Source organism: Sphingobacterium sp. UBA7631 (genome assembly GCF_002483935.1).
GTDB lineage: Bacteria > Bacteroidota > Bacteroidia > Sphingobacteriales > Sphingobacteriaceae > Sphingobacterium > Sphingobacterium multivorum.
The window spans coordinates 210,161-229,290 of the sequence record NZ_DLIX01000002.1 but is presented as its reverse complement, the minus strand read 5'-3'; the positions used below and the strand labels follow the sequence as shown (position 1 = coordinate 229,290).

Annotated in this window: 10 protein-coding genes; 3 read left to right on the top strand and 7 right to left on the bottom strand. The window is 36.7% G+C overall.

All coding sequences use genetic code 11. From position 1 onward, the window contains the following. Positions 1-6: 6 nt before the first annotated feature. Positions 7-3,252, bottom strand: a complete 3,246-nt coding sequence (locus B3P16_RS01180) for a SusC/RagA family TonB-linked outer membrane protein (protein ID WP_286752475.1) — start codon at positions 3,250-3,252, stop codon at positions 7-9. Between the two features lie 473 nt (positions 3,253-3,725). On the opposite strand from B3P16_RS01180, the gene B3P16_RS01175 reads away from it, so the two are divergent. After that, a complete protein-coding gene (locus B3P16_RS01175; RefSeq protein WP_286752474.1) occupies positions 3,726-4,085 on the top strand; it encodes a VOC family protein in 360 nt (119 codons plus the stop codon). 51 nt (positions 4,086-4,136) lie between these two features. On the opposite strand, the gene B3P16_RS01170 is transcribed toward B3P16_RS01175, so the two are convergent. The 4 genes from B3P16_RS01170 to B3P16_RS01155 all read right to left on the bottom strand — a co-directional run bounded on the left by B3P16_RS01170 (position 4,137) and on the right by B3P16_RS01155 (position 10,634). Beyond that, positions 4,137-4,826 (bottom strand): energy transducer TonB, encoded by a 690-nt coding sequence (locus B3P16_RS01170; RefSeq protein WP_286752473.1) that lies wholly within the window; start codon positions 4,824-4,826, stop codon positions 4,137-4,139. A 131-nt stretch (positions 4,827-4,957) separates the two neighbouring features. Continuing rightward, a complete protein-coding gene (locus B3P16_RS01165) occupies positions 4,958-5,890 on the bottom strand; it encodes a DUF1735 domain-containing protein (protein ID WP_159332777.1) in 933 nt (310 codons plus the stop codon). Between the two features lie 11 nt (positions 5,891-5,901). Next, positions 5,902-7,485: a SusD/RagB family nutrient-binding outer membrane lipoprotein gene (locus B3P16_RS01160; RefSeq protein WP_159729811.1), complete on the bottom strand. Its 1,584-nt coding sequence runs from the start codon at positions 7,483-7,485 to the stop codon at positions 5,902-5,904. A gap of 11 nt (positions 7,486-7,496) precedes the next feature. Next, positions 7,497-10,634 carry a SusC/RagA family TonB-linked outer membrane protein gene (locus B3P16_RS01155; protein WP_159332775.1) on the bottom strand — a complete coding sequence of 1,046 codons (3,138 nt, stop codon included), beginning with the start codon at positions 10,632-10,634 and terminating at the stop codon, positions 7,497-7,499. Between the two features lie 1,116 nt (positions 10,635-11,750). On the opposite strand from B3P16_RS01155, the gene B3P16_RS01150 reads away from it, so the two are divergent. Together B3P16_RS01150 and B3P16_RS01145 are read left to right on the top strand one after the other, a co-directional pair. Beyond that, positions 11,751-12,035, top strand: coding sequence for a hypothetical protein (locus tag B3P16_RS01150; protein ID WP_286752472.1), 285 nt, complete (start codon positions 11,751-11,753; stop codon positions 12,033-12,035). Further along, on the top strand, positions 12,032-13,117 hold the full coding sequence (locus B3P16_RS01145; protein ID WP_286752471.1) for a hypothetical protein: 1,086 nt from the start codon (positions 12,032-12,034) through the stop codon (positions 13,115-13,117). The genes B3P16_RS01150 and B3P16_RS01145 overlap by 4 nt, the downstream gene beginning before the upstream one ends. A gap of 1,107 nt (positions 13,118-14,224) precedes the next feature. Here the strand turns inward: B3P16_RS01145 and B3P16_RS01140 are convergent. Beyond that, positions 14,225-15,670 (bottom strand): SusD/RagB family nutrient-binding outer membrane lipoprotein, encoded by a 1,446-nt coding sequence (locus tag B3P16_RS01140; protein WP_286752470.1) that lies wholly within the window; start codon positions 15,668-15,670, stop codon positions 14,225-14,227. Between the two features lie 18 nt (positions 15,671-15,688). Next, complete coding sequence (locus B3P16_RS01135; protein WP_286752469.1) at positions 15,689-18,922, bottom strand: SusC/RagA family TonB-linked outer membrane protein; 3,234 nt, start codon at positions 18,920-18,922, stop codon at positions 15,689-15,691. Positions 18,923-19,130 lie beyond the last annotated feature (208 nt).

The window sequence follows — 19,130 nt, the reverse complement described above, 5'->3', positions numbered from 1 at the left end:
GATTTCTTATAATCCAATTTTTACACCAAAAGAAATTGTACGTGGAGTAACCCACGCATTTGTGCTGGTACCATTCCATTGCTGTTGTGGGTTCATTCCTTTACGTTTTGTCATTGTAGACAAGTTTTCAATTCCAGCAACAACTCTCACGGAAGACAAATCTATTTTACTAACCAATTTTTTTGGCAAACTATAACCCACCGCAATATTCTTGATAACCAAATAGGATCCGTCAACTAAGAAACGATCGCTAGTAGCATAATTATTCATACTACTTTGAGAAAAGTTAATAGCTGGAATGCCATTTACATCCAATCTATTTGCCGAGGATGCTGTCATTCCATCAGGGATACCGTTCCACGATTTCATGATATCCGAGTGCAACGCACTTGGAGTACCGGACATGGCCATCAAACCAGCATAGGAAGAATCGTATACTTTACCACCGATAGCGTAAGTGAATAACGCTGAGAAGCTGAAGTTTTTATACTCAAAGCTGGTATTGAAACTTCCATTCATTTTAGGAATAACCGATCCGGACCAGCCCCTTAGACCATAGCTAGAAGCATTAGTTACGTAGTATTTTCCATTAATTTCAACAAGTTCCGCTGTAGGGATCTCTGCTTTTCCTGGCGCAGAACCATTCACATTAAAACGCTGTGTATCTGCCAGGTAAAGTGAACGACCAGTAAGCTGATCTACCCCAGCATATTTAAACAACCAAAAATCATAACGTCCACCGCCTTCAACCCATTTGAAATTACCAGTTACAATTCCGTTCTCCCTATTCTCTTCAGGTAGTGATAAAATTTTATTTGTCAACCAAGTTGCATTGGCACCAACATTCCATCTCCAACCATCACCTTTTAACACGTCTACATCAAAAGTTAACTCAAAGCCTCTATTTGACATTGAGCCTATATTTTTTGTAACTGTTGATACTGCACTTGAAGATGATGTTGCTCCGGCAGATAATGGTAGATTAACATCGAAGATCAAATTTTGTGACTGCTTATTAAAGTATTCAAAGCTCAAGTTTGCACGTTTGAATAATCTTGCCTCTATTGCTGCCGAGAAAGAGCTTGAAGTTTCCCATATTAAATCAGGAGAAGGGTTTTGACTTTTAAAGACCGCACCTGCATTCGCATTCTGGCTTAACTCATATAATGATAAATAGGAATATTTATTTGCACTTTCATCATTACCTACTTCACCGTAAGATGCTCTCACCTTTAACTCATTAACGGTATTCAGCATATCTTTAAAGAAATCTTCTTTAGATACACTCCAGCTACCACCTAATGACCAAAAATTCCCCCAACGATTGTCTGGGCTGAATCGAGATGAACCATCTCTTCTAAACGACGCCTCCGCAAAATATTTACCAGCGTAATTATAACGAGCACGAGACAAGAAACTTTCTACACGATAATCTTCCTGATAGTCATACAGCGATGTAATTTTGGTAAAATTTACCATATCAGTTTGGCCTTCAAAAATTTCATCTGTTTTATAGCCATATAGATAACTCCAGTTGTCAGAATAATTCTCATGTCCTGCCAATAAGTCCAGATGGTGTAAACCAAAATCTTTGTTCCAGGTCAATAATTGTTGAACTGTATAGTTTTTGTAGCGATAAATATTCCTAGCCGCTCTACCCTGACCGGCACCATCCCCTATTATTGCGTTATTATACGTACGACGTTCTGAATTGCGAAGATTTAAATCACCGTTTAAAGTTAGTGTAAAATCTTTCAGAAACTTGAACTCAAGAAAGCCTCTACCATTTACTGTATTACGAACTGTTTGGTCTCTGTTTAATTCATTTTCCCAAATGGTATGTCTTCCGACATATTGCAATCTTGTGGATTCACCATTATCATACTGTATTTTTCCAGCCTCGTCCAATGCATAAGATCCGTCTGCATTATGCAAATGAATTGGATAGATTGGTGCTATCGATCTTGCATAATTATACGGATTAACAAATGAACCTGCATCGTCAGTAGAACCACTAATTTGATTTGAGATCTGATGTGAACCTGCTAAGTTAAAGCCATATTTAAACCAATCTTTAGCTTGCAATTCCGCATTTAGACGACCTGTAAACCTCTTTAAACCCGAATTTTTAATGTATCCTTTCTCGTCTAGGTATCCTGTCGAATAAAAAACCTTTGCTTTATCTGTAGCAGTAGTTCCATCAATGTTATAATTTTGACGATGGCCCACACGATCTACTTCTTTAAACCAGTCCAAATCGTCTGCATATCCATTTTTTATTTGGGCATCAGAGACAAGCTTTCCATTGGAATCAAATAGTTTATCATCAGCTTTATCATAGATGTTTAATTTCAAATAGTTGCTCACCAAAGATTTGGTTGCTTCATCATTTGCAGATTGAACTGTTGGATAGGATGCCGAATTGTTAGTCAGTAAACTATTTCTATATCCCTGCCACATGGCTTCCATAAATTGTCTATCATTCACGCGATCGTATTCGGCAATACCTCTCGAGTAGAAACCCTGATCTGTTGAGATATTAACCTGAGAACGGCCAGCCTTACCCTTCTTGGTGGTAATAATAATTACCCCATTACTAGCCCGACTTCCATAAAGTGCAGATGATGAAGCATCTTTTAAAACTGAAATACTTTCCACATCATTGGGGTTGATATCGGAGATATTACCACCAAAAGGTACACCGTCCACGACATAAAGCGGGTTGTTAGATCCATTCAATGATGAAAATCCACGTATCCGTATACTAGGTTCTGCGCCTGGCATACCAGAAGTATTGTTCAGTTGAATACCAGCAGCAGATCCCTCTAAAGCTGCAAATGCATTGGTAACCGGTCTCTTTTCGATATCTTTTGCGGAGACAGAAGTTACAGATCCAGTCACAGATTCTTTTTTGGCAGTACCATAAGCGACTACAACGACCTCATCTAATGCCGTATTCTGATCCTCTAAAGACACATTGAATAATGATTGTCCTTCTTTAACGATTACAGTTTTATCAGAATGACCGACAGATCTAAAAACCATCATTTTACCAACTGGAACTGATAAAGAATATTTTCCATTTGCATCTGTTTGAGTAGCAATGTTTGATCCTTGAACGGCAATTGTAACTCCTACCAACGGTTTCCCATCAGCGCCAGTTACACGACCGCTAATCTTCTTCTCTTGCGCAAAAGCAACAGACGACAGGATCATACTCCCCACGAAAAAACTGAGTAGTTTGTGTTTCATATGTTTATGTTTGTTTAAATAAGTAGTTTATCTAACTAAATACGATAAAAGCACCGAAGAAACTTTTAATATATGTTTTTCAAAAGTGATGAGCCCAACAGGCTAATACAGTTAGTGTGCAAAACTAGACATGAAATGTTAAGGTTTTGTTAAAAGCAAAGATAAAACAATCTTTTAAAGATGCAACAAGAAGTTAGAAATAGAATCAAAAAACTGGAAAACAAACGATATAAATCATAGTATTTCACACAAAAAAACGACACAAAAAATACTAAATACCAAACAATTACACAAACAACTCACCTTAATCCAAAAAAGTAAATATTTTTTTCATGAAGTAACAATAAATACTGCAATATTTTGTATTTTTCATCATAAAACTATCATTACAATCGATAACAATATAAAAAAAAACACATAACTACTATCAAAAAGACAAAACAATAGTTCAAAACAATCAAAGGCAAATAAAGATGAACTACAAAAGCTTAAATCCAATATTATATACAAAAAACTTAGATCAAACTATTCAGTTCTATACTGAAAAACTCGGGTTTACATGTGTTGAAAAAAACGAAGCATTGAACTGGGCTCTACTGCGAAGTGGAACCATCGAAATCATGTTTTCGCATCCTGTTGAAAGCATTGCTTTTGAAACAGCACAATTTACAGGGTCCCTTTATTTTAACATAGATGATATTGATAATTTATGGGAAGAATTGAAGGATATTGTCAAAATATGTTACGAAATAGAAACTTTCGAATGGGGGATGCGCGAGTTTGCTATTTATGATAATAATGGATATGTACTTCAGTTTGGCGAAAAGAAATAGAGGTAGCAAATACTACCTCTATTTTAGGAATTGATAAAAACACTTTACTAATTAAATATGAGATCTAAACTCTTTCAAGCTTAACTTAAATGGAACAACAACCGAAGACTTTACAGCCTCCCCGTTTTGGGTTGCTGGCTTCCATTTACCTGCTCTGTTTAGGGCACGTTGTGCACTCGTTAACACACCATAACCAGGATCATCTTTTAATTTAACACCAGTAATTTTCCCATCTTCTTTCACAATAAAATTTAACTCATAATCACCAGACAAGCCTGCTTTCAGTGCTTCAGGTGGATATTGGAAATTTTTATAGAATTTTTCAATGAAAGTAGACATGCCTTCAATTGGTTCTGCCTTTACTAGCAGCGACGAACTAGCAGATTCTCTCAAGCTTAACACTTTGTAAGGAAAACGAACCCACGAAGCTACTGGTGATCCATTCTTCTTAGCAGGTTCCCAATCCCCCGATCGTTTAAGAATATCGATCAAGCGGAGTGAAATTTTATCGCCCAAATCCCGAACGATATCAATTGAATCAATTTTCCCATGTTCGTTGACACGAAAATCAAGAACTACTTCGCCCGAAATATCACGTTGTATTTCGGAATTCGATAATTTTAATTGCTTATTCAATTTCGCTGCGAACTGCTCATCACCCTCTTTAGGACGGGCTGGGTTATTCTGGCCATATAGACTTATGGACAAAGCCAGAAAGCATAAGGTACCTAATAATTTCATAATATAAGTTCTAGAGATTGTTAACTAAATATAGGTAATTATTACATAAAAACATAGACTAAGGCACCACTAAAGAAAATAATTTCACATAGAAAAGGTCGNNCGACCTTTTCTATGTGAAATTTGTAGCACTATGGTCTAGGAGAATCAAATTTGATCTGAAGATCAAGAATTTCTCTCTTATTCGTTGTTTGTGCCCAGTCAAAATTTAATGTAAATGTTTTTGTTGCAGGATCATATTTATTGACCTTCCCCGCAATATTTCTTAATGTCGGTGCACCTAAAGCAAACATAGTGACTTCATTAGTAGCAGGGTTAATTGTCGCCCGCAAGTTGTCGATACCAGCAATACCAGAAGTACCACCTGCCCATCTCATATTTGTAATTTCGACAGTGTTTCCATCTATTGATTTAAGCGTAACCTTTGGATTACCAGCCAAACTTCCGTTCAATGCATCACCAATATTTAAAGCACCGCCAGTATAACGTTGTACAAGCCCTTTTTCAACGGTGTAAACACCGTCATATAAGTTTTTCGGTACAACACCTAAGACTATTGCTCCAAAATTACCAGAGATTGTCCCCTCACTTACAGATTTGATTTTTAATCCCAAAGCATAGCTTTCTTTAAAATCGAATTTTTCAGGAAAAAACTTGATGTTTAAGTTTCCAATTTTTTGACCTTTTGGAATTGTAATCTCGTAAGTTGAAACAGTATAATTCGCTGTTTGCAACGGTTGATATTTCGATCCATTCTGTGCATTATAAGCAGTAATTATACTATTATCCAATTCTAGTGTAACTTTAACATCCGCTTTCGGATTATACACCCCTGCTATTTGAACAGGAATTGCAAAATCCGTTGTTGGAACCATATCAAAAGCCTGAATATACAGCGGATATTTACTAGATGTCCCCGAAGATGGCGCTACAAAGTTTTTAAACTCGATGATATTTTCAACATTCCCACCTGCATCGGGACCGATGATTGCATCATCCTTCAAACAACTTGTGAACATAAACGGTAACAACAGTACCGAAATATAATTTATAATCTTTTTCATTTCAAATCAATTTATTTTGCCCAAAACAATTTATCAGTGTATTTATTCACCGTCGGGATATTTGCACCGTTATAACTGAACTCACTTGCTGGATAAGGTAGCCTAGCAAGATTTTTATCAGGAGCGGTCGAGCGTGACTCAGTAGAAATAAAGTTCAACTTACCATTACCAATCACATTTCCACCTGCAATTTTCGGATAACCAATTCTACGGTATTCATTATACGCCTCGTGCCCAAATAAGAAGTTCATTGCTATATATTTCTGTGTCACAATAGCCTCTAATTTTTGGTCTTTTGTTTGTGCTGCAGACCAGTCTGCCAGGTATTTACCTGCATTGGCAGACACGTAACTTGTCAAATAAGTAGCCGCATTTGCACCATTTGATACAACATCGGACTCATTTTTATTTAAATAAGTGAAAGAAGCTTTAATTCCGTTTTCAAAAAATGTTTTCGCATCACCTGAAAGTAATCCTTCAACGACAGCTTCTGCACCAAGAAAATTACCTTCTGCACCAAGCATTAAAGGTTGACCTGCAGATGGTCCTTTAATAACACCATAACCTCTATAGTTTGTTGCACTGATTGTTCCTGAGGCTGGTTTCATAACCCAAGCAGAAGGAGAGATTCCCACTGGCGGATTGTTTGTATTTCCCAACTGGTTTACGTTTGTTGAAATACCATTGGCAAAAAACAAGTTCGCACGTGCTTCATCACTTAATTTAGATCCATCAAAAAAAGCCATTACAAATGGTGTAGGGATAAATTGCGTTCCCCATGTACCTACAGCAGCACCATCAGCACCATATGCCCAGGTATTCCACATTGGATTCTGTTTTCCCGCAATTTTAGTAAATCCAGGTTGTACAATCACATCATCTGTAATTACACCAATAGGATCTATCGTCTTATTTGCAAACGCCGCTTTACTGCCTGCACGCAATACCAACCTTAATTTAAGTGTATTAGCAAATTTAGCCCAAGAGGTATTATCTCCTTTGAAAATGATATCCGATTTTTTAAATACATCAGAAGAAGCATTTGCCTTAAAATACGCCACCGCTCCATCGAGCTTTTTAGCCAAATCGACATAAATATCACTTGCTTTATCGTATTTCGGTGTTAAGAATGCTGCTCCTTGCAGTGCTTCAGAATAAGGAATGTCATTGTAGGTATCTACTAAATTAGCATAGTTGTAGGCCATCAACACTACGGCAGCTTGATTTAAATCCTGATAACCCGCGTTTCCGGAGGTATTTTTAACAACATAATCCAAATCCGTAAGTGTATTATAAACCCCGCTCCATAAACCACCGAACGCACTTGTTGCATAATCGTATGTCAGGATATCTCCCCAACCCGAGACCCCACCAGATGTCGCATAGTATCCTACAAAGCGTGCTCCATAGGTATTAAAACCTGGAACTTGCTGAGCTGTAGCGACCATAGCTTGCGGTAACACCAATTCAGGTGTAGAATAAGTCGGTGAATTTGGGTTAGTATTTATATCTAACGCTTTATTACAGGATTGTAAACCTTGTGTACAAAGTGCAGCTACCAATCCCAACATTATATATTTAATATTTCGTTTCATTTGTAGTAAGATTAAAAAGTTAAACTAACAGAGAATCCAAGGTATCTCGATGGTGGGGTTTGGCTCAAACCAGTTAAACCAATCGCATTTCCGTTTGAAGAACCATTTCCGTCAGAGTATTCTGGATCGGTGTAAACGTTCGTTGCTGGAGTCCATAAGAATAAGTTACGACCTTGCGCACTTACTCGAGCTCTTTTAATTACTTTTTGTCCAGCTAACCAACTTTTAGGAATGTTATAGGTTACTGACATTTCACGAATCTTCCAGAAAGCTGCCGAAGTCACATAAGTTTCATCAATATCCCTTCTTCCGGTTCCCATTGTCCAATAATCTGAACCGCCATCATACACTGTTATATTCGTGTTAGCGACATAAGATTGTGTTGCATCATCCCAATAAGATGAATTAGGGATAACAAAACGCTCTCTATCATAACCGACAGTATTGATTCCTGATCCAGAAAAATCAAAAGTGCTTGCTCCTCTATGATAGATATAATTTCCAGTGCGGTATTCAGCACTCGTATAGAACGTCAGGTCTTTCCAAGATAAGCTAAGATTCAACCCAAGTGTGTGCGTAGGCATTGCAGGCCCCATATTGATCAAGCTTTCTGTTTTTGTTGGATACCCCGTATTTTTATCTACAATAATCCGTCCTTGAGGGTCTCTGTTATAACCATAACCCATGATCACTGGAAACTTCTCTCCTGCAATTGCGTATGATCCAGTACTTCCTCCATATGTTCCCAAAGCCAATTGTGTTAGACCTGCTCCTACTGCCTCTACTCTATTATCAATATAGGTAAAGTTACCGCCTACCGTTAAATCCCAATCCTGTGTTCTGATCGGTGTAACCGTCAATTTAGATTCAATCCCCTTACCAGTTGTAATACCTGCATTGACCAGGTAATTGCTGTATCCAGTTGCCCATGAGATGATAGCTGGAACGGTATTATCTGTTGTTCTATTGTTAAAATAGGTTGCATTTGCAGTTATCCGATTATTCCACCATTGTGACTCAAAGCCCAACTCAATTGAGCGAGTCATTTCAGGCTTTAATCCAGGCTGAACAATCTGATTTCCGATTGTAAAACCGCCGACGCCATTATATGGATATCCTGAGCCTTGGCTGAAAGTTGGAACAGTTGCATAAGCTCCAAATGTAGAAGTACTACCTACGTTAACTTGTCCCACTTTTGACCAGTTAGCAATCAGCTTCAAGAAATTTAATGGTTCAAAATCTTTCAATCCGTCAATAGCATCAGTCGCTACAAAAGATAATGCTACACCTGGATAAAAGAACGATCTATGATCTGGATCAAGAATAGAAACCCAGTCATTACGTCCAGTCAGACTCAAGTAAAGATAATTTTTGTACGCAACATCCACTTTTCCAGATAAACCAAATGTACGGGCGAGGTATGAAGATTGACCCGCGCTTGGATTGTTCAATGAGTTCCCAAGATTATAAATATCAGGAATGACCAAGCCACTTACAGAGGCGTTCATACCTGAATATTGATTTTGTAAAAATTGGAAGAGTAAAGTATAATCAAACTTGAAATCACCATTGGTATGTGTCGCATGGGAAATAAAGTCTGTTGCTATATTTGTAGTATAGTTAAATGCATCTGTAACATTACCCGTAATATTATTAGCCTTATAGGAACCATGAAGCCCTGCTGCATAAGGTGTAAATGAATATTTACCCGTCGTATATTTATAAGACTGATTGGCAGTTGTCATACCAACACGGCCTGTAAAATCTAACCATTGTAATGGTTTGAAACTTAAGTCAATGTTCCCCATAAAATAGTCATTACGGATATTCTGACGATTATTAGCAGCCACAAAATATGGGTTATTATAATAAGCATTGTAATAACCGCTAGGGTCAGCAAACGGATTATTTTTCCAGTCTTTATAACTTAATAAAGGGATTTGTCCAGGTTGATTCAAAACTGCATCATAAATGGAAGAATTCGCTGATGTCTGATCATATCGATTTTGTGCATAGTAAGAAGAATACGAAATATTCAACTTATCACTTAATTCTCTAGCCCCATTTACGCGAGCTGAAGCTCTTGTGTATTTATCTCCAGGAACCGTACCTGTAGAATTTAAATACTGACCAGAAAAACGGAATGAGCTTTTATCGAGCTTTGATGCAACAGACAAGTTGGTCATATTAGTAACGCCGGTTTCCCAGAATTTATCTTTATCACCGCTATAAGAATATGGTGTATATTGCGTGCTTCCATCTTGGAGCGGATCGCCAATTAACACATTTGAACCGTCAAATTTAGGTCCATATTGTTGGTTTTCATAAGGTGTGTAAATCTGAACATATTTATCCGCACCAGACCCGAATAACTTCTGCATCTTAGGTAAAAAAACCGAATTTTCAAAAGTTGTTGTGTTATCGATTGTCACTTCTAGGCCTTGGGAAGCAGCACCTTTTTTCGTTTTTATGATCAAGGCACCATTTGATGCTTGTGATCCATAAAGCGCAGCAGCAGAAGCACCATTCAGTACGGTGATATCTTCCACATCATCAGGGTTTAGATTACCCAGCATAGCTGAAGGAGAAATGATATTATCAATAACAATTAAGGCTTGGTTATTACCCGTTAAAGAGCGCATTCCCCTCAATACTACGCGGTAATTGGGATTTACACCACTACCAACTCCTTGTACTGTTAGACCCGCAACTTTTCCAGTAAGGCCGGTCACGATGTTTGTCGGTTTTGCCTTTTGTAGATCATCTGCTTTAATAGTTGTTTGGGTAACACCAATAGAACGACGACTAGCCTGAAGACCCGCACCAGTTACTACGACTTCATCAAGAACAGAAGCATTGTCATTCAGTTGTACGTTATATAAACTTGAACCTTGTGCAACGGTAATTGTTTTGTCTGAATAGCCTACAGAGCGAAAGACTAAAATTTTTCCAGTAGGAACATTAATAGAATAGTTACCGTTTGCGTCGGTTTGTGTGGCTTGGTTAGTGCCTTGAATAACAATAGTAACGCCTGGCAACCCCTCGCCATTTGTACCTGTCACTCTTCCACTAACCTTCTTTTCTTGGGCGAATGCTACCGAAGTTAGGATAGCACCACCCAATAAAAAACTGAGTAGTTTGTGTTTCATATGTTTATGTTTAATTAAGTATGTTTATTTAAATTCTTGGCAATAAAGCAGCTTGGCTAGCAATTTTTTTACTTCTCAATAATTATTATATGCTATGTTAGTTAGTCATACATCTTTTAATCGTGCTGTTTCAGCTGTTAAAAAATGTTAAATACAAATTTATAACTTTTTTTATCTTTTGCAATGCAAGCATAACTTTGTGATAACATTTATTTTACAACACATCACAAACTATTGATAATTAAGATATTATTTTCAAACACAAACGTAACAAAATGTAATTATTTCCCAACGTGCGGAGCCTTATCTTACAAAAAGAAACTTAAAAGGAACAGATTAGGAAGATCCTTTTTTGAGTTTAGCTCAGCTATCCTTTTTATGTCAGAAATATCAAGAAAAAGTTAAAAAACAATCAAATCCAATGAAATACATAAAAATGAAAAAGCTCTCAAGAAGTTTAATCCTCTTGAGAACTTAAAATATTTCACTAGGTTCGGAAAGATTATCTTCCTTCCAAGACCAGCATTTGCATGATTACATACCCACCAAACCGCTACATCTATTGGAATATTTTTTTGCATTCGGATTATACAAAGTAGTTGTTTGTGGAAATGGGAATCTTATAGGGATGATAGACATCGTAGCTCCTGCATTTGCTTAATTTTTACCTTAGCTGGACTTAGTACTTGAAGCGTACTAAGAAGATATCTTTATAAAAAGCCCCGAGAATCTGGCTTCGATATTTTTTCAAGTGGAGTGTTGACTTTCTGTCATTCGGCAAAGTCTTATTTTCAAAATTCATTTTTAAGAAAAAAATGCCTTGCTCCTTGATCGGAGTTATATTTTGAAAAACTGGCAAGAAAACGCCATTATCAGCCATTTTTAATCGAGAACTACAGAAAAAACCAAATAAATTCCATTAACCACAACTTTCAATTAAACTATAGATGTCATAGAATATTATTGCATCTGAAACGATACCGTAAGAGATAGCTTAATGATAATAATATTAAAGCAGTATAACAGATTATTGCACTACACTTTTGTGTAGAACGCAACCTTCAATACACACTTAAAAGTAAAATTATTTATCTTACACGCTAATTATATTACCAAGTGAAAAGATATTTATTATTTATTGCGCTGCTAGGGCTAGGCTTTGGCGCGTGTAAGAAAGAGCAGGCTGCTGAGCCTGACCAGGACAGTTTTGTGTTAAAAAACGAAAGATTCAGTATTGAAGAAACCAAAAAACTATTTAGTATTTTGGTTGGTCTTCCTAAGGATGATCTAACTTTTGTAAAGGACAGTTTAGGATTCAGATATAAAAACATAGAGCACATTCATAAAATAGAACCGTTTATGGAAGATTTGAAAGAACTAAAGAAAAATCTTGCAAAATGAAAAAAGCCTTAACCATTTTAATTTTAATGTGTTTTGTATTTTTAGCAAAGTCACAGGGTGATGATTCAGGAAACGCACTTTATCCAAATAATTTTACAGTCACTAATCCTGCAGTTTTAAACAATAAAATTGTAATCCCATTTGATTACACACTTACTACGCTTGATATAAAAGGATCATTTGGAATAACTGTAAGCGGAATGTATAAGCCTTATTTCAGTGATATTAAAACTAGTATCGCAGTTATGAGTGGTGACCAAGTGATTGCTTCAGCAGATGGGCCAAGTTTCAACCGGTCAGATTTTACTGTTGGTGGAGTTGTTTATAACAATTCAACTTATAAGGATTTTAAACTAACAATAAATAGAGGACAAACAACGGGTTATCAACCATTCGAAGGTACAACTATTGTGCTTCGATATAAATATTATTTTAATCCCGCTGTGGGAATTCCAAATCAAGAAAAAGCTGGCTGGGCTCCAGAAGTTACATTTGGAAGAGAGTGGTTTAAACATGATAAGATATATCCTATAACAATTTCTGCTCCGTTGCCTTCAATAAACGGTCCTAGTTCCATTTGTGATGAAGCGAATTATTCTATTATTAATCCAGGTACTGTAACATTGGTAGATGCTACCAATATTGCACTATTATCAAAATTAAGCGAAAGCCAATGGAAAATAACTAGAACTGGTACGGCCAGCGGTTTTGTTAAGTTGAAATCAACTTCCAATGGAAAAACTGTTGAGAAAGAGATTATTGTTGGAACACCGACGCTTGTCATATACGGAGATGGAGACATAACCGCACCTAAAGGAGTAGGAATTCAAGATGCAACTTTCGGGGTTGACAAAGATATTCCTGGAGCGACATATGAGTGGCATATCATTGGATCAAGTAGGATAACTTTTCCGAATGGTAATACTGGAAAAACCGTAATAGTTCATGTAAAAAGTCATCAGGGAACGATTCCCTACCAATGCAAAATGCGGCTAAGAATAACAAACTCATGTGGCACGTCCGAAGATATATTTTACAACTTTACGGTTATACCTACCAATGGTGGTGGTCCAATAACTTAAACGAATGATGCAAAGTTATAATGTAAGTAAGATTTTTGGCTTGCTAGGTCCAAAAATTCCTGCTCATTGAGCTATCTACAGATTCAAGACAATTCGCAAGAAATTAATCCTCAATATTAGGATTGATGATAATTTTAAATATTTTACCAGTCCTGAAAAATAGATACAGATTTCAGTGATTAAAAACACTTAAAATTAGACAGTGGTATCCGATAGGTTACTACTGTCTAATTTTGTAAGTCCTGAGTACATATGCATCTGATTTGGAGTTAGTATATGATTTGACCAATGTGATAGTCTGTCATTATTATAACTATCGATTACTTCTGCTGCAATCTGCTTTATCAAATGCCGATCTAAATGGTAGGTATGAGTCATGAGCTCTTGCTTCAGTATACCGTTGGCCCGTTCAGTGATGGTATTTTGTTAAGGATCACAGTTTTCCGTCATACAACACCTGACGTGCCACTTGGTTACGTAATATTGATATTCCCTCTACATTATATTGTATCCCTTTGTCGGAATGATGGATTAATGGTTGGTTTGTTTTTCTTTACTTTTATACCATTTTAAAACATGTGATGTACTATATGATTCCCCATACCTCAAAAGCCAGCAATCTTCTTCGAATAGCGTCTGTAATGAAATTCAGATAAAAAGGGCTTTCTCATTCTCCGGTATAAGTGATATCACTCACCCGAACCTGCTTGGGACGGTAAAAAGTTACTTCTTAATAATATTCGCATATTTTCTAACATAGTGATCCTATGATAGCTTCTTTTAGGAGTAATTAACAATTGGTTGGCGCGAATAATATCAAGGAAATACATTTATAAAAGTGAGACGCAAGTTTTATTCTAACTAAATTTCCTGATTTATAAAAATAATTCACTATTGTATCGCTAATAAGCGATATGCCCCTTGCTTTAGAAGAAAAAGCTTCCATATTGGCTCCTGTCAAAACAAGCATAATTAAAACTGAAATCGATCTTTACATAAATATAATTGCGCTAACAAGGAGAAAATGTAGCTTTTCCCACAATATATCTCAAAAAAAAGCAGCAATTTCTTTCGAAATTGCCGCTCATAAAAAGTCAGTCCAATGGATTATTTAACATCCCACCACACACGTTCAGTAATAATCTTTGTACCGGGATAGTTTGAATTTGATGTCAATTCACTATTTGGATACAATAAACGCTGAGGCATTTGTCCAGCTCCGATAATTGAAGCTTTAGATTGAATCAAGAAATCTGGATATCCAGTTCTACGGTATTCGGTCCACGCTTCAAAATTCTGAAAACCATTTAATGCAAAATATTTCTGTGTAATAATTGCCTTCAATTGTTCTTCCTTACTCTTCCCAACAGGAAACGTTACAGACGAATTAGCAAGGTAAGTTGAAGCATTTAAGCCAAGTCCACTAAAGGATGCTCTAATGGCATCTTCATACAATGTTTTAGCATCTCCAGCAGCCCATCCTTTTGAAACAGCTTCAGCCTGCAAAAACAAACTTTCTGTTTTAGAGAAAATTTTAACTGGAGCAACAGCTGAGATGGTTGACCTTGCGTTTGCACCAGTCAACGCTGACGGAGGTGAAACAAGCTTTGTATTTTGTCCTCTAAAATCACCTTGAAGAAGGTAAGCAATAGTATCTTGACCACTCAATTTATCATAAAGTTTAAATAAGCGATCATCACTTATTCCTTTCATTGCTTGAACAGACGTCCCACTTGCGACAACATTCTGAACATAATCCAAACCTACAGTTTCGGTGTAGAAAGGATTTTGGTTACCACCCGTCGTGGTAAAAGCTATAGAGACATCCCCATCAACAAAGGTAGGATTTGTAGCGTATAATGCTTTAATGCCTGCCTGAGCAGTTGCAGCATCTACACTTGAAATACGAAGATATCCTCTCAATTTTAGCGTATTAGCAAATTTAATCCACTCATCATTGTCACCGTTAAAAAACATGTCCTGCTCTCCTGGAGAAGTGCCCAAAGATCCTTTTAACAACTCAATACCTTTATCTATATTTTCAAAGATAGCCGTGTAAACTTCTTTTTGAGTTTGATATTTAGGATTAAGATTTGACGCCCCTTGCAGTGCATCGTTAAGTGGAATATCTCCAAATGCATCTGTCGCAACCTGCAATGTATATGCTTTCAATAAATAAGCCATACCAATTGTATAATTATTGACTCCTTTTTCGGAGTTAATAATTATCTCAGCATTATTTAAAGTACTTCTATAAATTGTAGCCCAAACACGATCAGTATTTGTTGTCTTAAGGTTATATTGATCGATAACTTGATATTGCGATGAAGAAGGGCTTTGTGTCCAATATTGCGCCCATAGTCCACCATAAACCTGTAGCTGATTACCAACTATTTGGCTTAGTCCTGCTTCAACCGTAGGTAGCAATAAATTCGGTTCCACTTTTTCTGGATTATTTGGATTTTCGTTTACATCCAAATATTTATTGCAACTCGTAAATGCTACAGTTCCTAATAATGCAGCAAAAACAAACTTTTTAATATTCTTGTTCATTTTGATATTCTTTAAAATTTAGAAGGAAACCTTCACATTTACACCATAATTACGTAATGAAGGTTGAGCCGTATAATCGAAACCTTGTGCATTTCCAGCTCCTGAAGAATTTACTTCTGGATCGGCATATTTGTTCTCGCTCGGCGTCCAGATAAACAAGTTGTTTCCAAATAGTCCAACCGTAACATCGCCAAATGGTGTATTTTTCAATTGCTCTTTCTTAAATTTATAAGAAATAGTAAGATTGCGTAATTTCACATAAGAAGCGTCCACAACATTCATACCTGCCTCTAAATATGGATAATAATCCACTTTATCGTACGTTGCAATCGTATTTACAACACTATTTCCTTTATCATCTAAGTACACAGAATTCGGGAAGATTTGACCAAAACGAGCACCACCAGTTTCCGTTGACGTGCCGTTGAAAGCCATAATATCTTTCGTACGCGAATAGAATACGCCACCGTGTTTCATATCAAACAATGCACCCAAAGACCAATTTTTGTAATTAATAGTTGTTCCCAAAGAAGCCTGGAATTTGGGATTGTAACTTCCTAAATATTGTGCTTCTGATGTTGGAATCGGTAGACCGGTTTCTTTATCCACAATCGTTCTACCTTCTGCATCTTTAGCATTTGTAACGGCATAAAACTCACCATAAGGATGACCTTTTGCGGCAACAATTGACATTCCGGAAAAACCACCCAAAGTTACCTGATCTATTCCATCCATCAATTCAACAACTTTGTTATTGTTTTTAGTGAATGTTCCCATCAATTCCCAGCTAAAATCTTCCGTTTTTATAGGAGTACCTCTTAAAGCCAATTCAACACCACTATTTTTAATTTTACCAGCATTAACGACATTAAATAGATAACCTGTAGAATTTGCGATTGGAATAGCTAGGATTTGATTTTTTGAATTATTGCTATAATATGAAAAATCCACAGTCAAGCGATTTTGAAAAAAGCCCAACTCTGTACCGATCTCAGCTGAAGTTGTAATTTCTGGCTTCAAATTAGCGTTCCCAAGATCAGTTCCCGACATAAATGCTGAAACGTTACCGAAAGGAAATGTTGTGCTACCAAATCCACCATTTATCTCACCCCTTGAAAAAATAGTTAGTAACTGATATGGGTCAGTATCCGAACCTACTTTTGCATAGTTAGCACGTAACTTTCCGTAAGATAAAACCTTCTTAATTTCTGGACTTAATAATTCAGAGAACACAAATGAACCACTAACACTTGGATAGAAGAAAGAATTATTTTTCTTAGGTAATGTTGATGACCAATCGTTACGGGCAGTAGCCTGTAAGTACACGAAATTTTTATATGACAAGTTTAAATCGGCGTAGACTCCAACTAAACGACGTTTTGCCCATGAATCCTCAATCAAATTCAACGGTCCATTTGAATTGGCAAGATTATATAATCCAGGTTGAACCAGACCACCACTTTCATTTGTCGCAATTCTTGAGTTCGATGTATTTCGCTGACGAATATTATTACCTAACATCAATGAACCTTGGAAATCCTCGTTAAATTTATGTGTCCCTGTGACCATAAAATCATGAATAATTTCAGTTACATTAAATTCATCGATACGATATTCTCCGTTATTGATTAGGTCATTTCCTTTAGAATAGTTACCTGATGTCTTGTCAATCGGAGTAAAACTATACTTTGGTGATTCCGAACGTCTACGATCCGTGTAATGATCCACACCGACGCGTTCTTTAAAATCCAACCACTCAAATGGTTTATATCCAACATTAAAATTACCCATGATACGATTTACATTATCGTAGTTATTGTAATTTTGAAGTACCCAGTATGGATTTCTTGTATATGCACCATAGTAACCATATTCATTACTGTGAGCCAAGCCATTCGCATCTATATATCCATATGAATTGTAAGGATTGTTCAGATCTTTAAGACTGGTAACAGGAATATCCCTTGGAGTCTGCAACAAGTTGTTATATACGGAAGCTCCCCCTTGACCACCGGCAACATTATTGGAATTTATCTGGCTATAATTAGCAGAAATTCCAGCATAAAATTTATTCGAGAACTCTGTTTGTCCGTTAAATCTTACACCATATTTATTAAAAGTGTCTTTGTTCCCAGGGTAAACACCATTTGAATTCAATGAATTTAATCCCAAATAGAAGGTCGACTTCTCACTTCCACCTGAAAAACCTAGGTTATTATCCGTTGCAAATCCCGTGTTGAAAAAATCACGAATGTTATTCTTTACTGCCGAATAAGGTTTAACCTGTCTCACACCATTAATAGCCTGTCCCCACTCTTGATCTTTTCCCGTAAACGGAGCTCCCCATGACCAGTTTTCTTTTGGATCATTGACAAAAACTAGATCTCCAGCTTTATTGTACCCAGAATACCCCTGTCCATATTCATTTTGTAGATCAGGCAATTTTAGGATAGACGAAAATGTATTCGTTGAATTGAACGTGATATCTGTCTTTCCACCACCTTTTTTACCCGACTTAGTTGTAATAATCAATGCGCCATTGGAAGCGCGTGAGCCGTACAATGCTGCTGCAGCTGGGCCTTTTAATACAGTCATAGACGCAATATCATCAGGATTGATGTCGTTTCCACGATTACCAAAATCAACGCTCGAAAGTGAACCACCTCCACCAATAACGCTCGAGTTATCGATTGGTACCCCGTCGATTACGATTAATGCCTGGTTATTCCCAGAAATAGAAGAACCTCCCCGCAAAACAACACGAGATGAACTCCCGGGAGCATTTGATGTAGATGTAATGTTCACACCCGCTACCTTTCCAGCCAAAGAGTTTAAAGCGCTGGAATTTTGTCCCGAACGGAGCTCTTCATTGTTTAATGTTGGAGCCGAATAACCCAATGTGCGCTTCTCCCTTTTGATCGCATTAGCTGTCACAACAACTTCTTCTAATGCATTGTCATGATTTGCTAAAGAGACATTGAACACCGAACTATTGTTATTAACAATAATGGTTTTTTCATCGAAACCAACTGAACGGAATACGATAACTTTTCCCGTGGGCACGTTTATTGTGTAATTACCCTCAGTATCTGTCTGTGTAGCTAGATTAGTACCTTGTACGACTACTGTAACCCCCGGTATTGCTTTACCATCAGCAGATGTAACACGACCACTAATCTTTTTTTCTTGAGCGAATGCAACCGAAGTCAAGATCATACCGCCAACAAGAAAACTTAGTAATGTTTGTTTCATGTTTTAGTTAGTTAATTTTATTATTTTTCTAATCCTATATATTGATATATTTTTATATCCATTAACAAAATTGCTTAAGCACATATAGCTCAAACAGCAAAACGCGAAAAAAGTTTAACACTGTTTTAAAAATAACAGTTGAAAATATTAATAGAAAATAGACCAGGTAGATGTAGAGTCGGTCATTTTGAAAAATACTCAGCTGTAA

Bases quoted from the DNA above. Each gene is read 5' to 3' on its own strand.
- B3P16_RS01145 (WP_286752471.1), top strand. From the start codon at position 12,032: ATGAAAAAAGCCTTAACCATTTTAATTTTAATGTGTTTTGTATTTTTA.
- B3P16_RS01180 (WP_286752475.1), bottom strand. From the start codon at position 3,252: ATGAAACACAAACTACTCAGTTTTTTCGTGGGGAGTATGATCCTGTCG.
- B3P16_RS01155 (WP_159332775.1), bottom strand. From the start codon at position 10,634: ATGAAACACAAACTACTCAGTTTTTTATTGGGTGGTGCTATCCTAACT.
- B3P16_RS01175 (WP_286752474.1), top strand. From the start codon at position 3,726: ATGAACTACAAAAGCTTAAATCCAATATTATATACAAAAAACTTAGAT.
- B3P16_RS01170 (WP_286752473.1), bottom strand. From the start codon at position 4,826: ATGAAATTATTAGGTACCTTATGCTTTCTGGCTTTGTCCATAAGTCTA.
- B3P16_RS01140 (WP_286752470.1), bottom strand. From the start codon at position 15,670: ATGAACAAGAATATTAAAAAGTTTGTTTTTGCTGCATTATTAGGAACT.
- B3P16_RS01135 (WP_286752469.1), bottom strand. From the start codon at position 18,922: ATGAAACAAACATTACTAAGTTTTCTTGTTGGCGGTATGATCTTGACT.
- B3P16_RS01165 (WP_159332777.1), bottom strand. From the start codon at position 5,890: ATGAAAAAGATTATAAATTATATTTCGGTACTGTTGTTACCGTTTATG.
- B3P16_RS01160 (WP_159729811.1), bottom strand. From the start codon at position 7,485: ATGAAACGAAATATTAAATATATAATGTTGGGATTGGTAGCTGCACTT.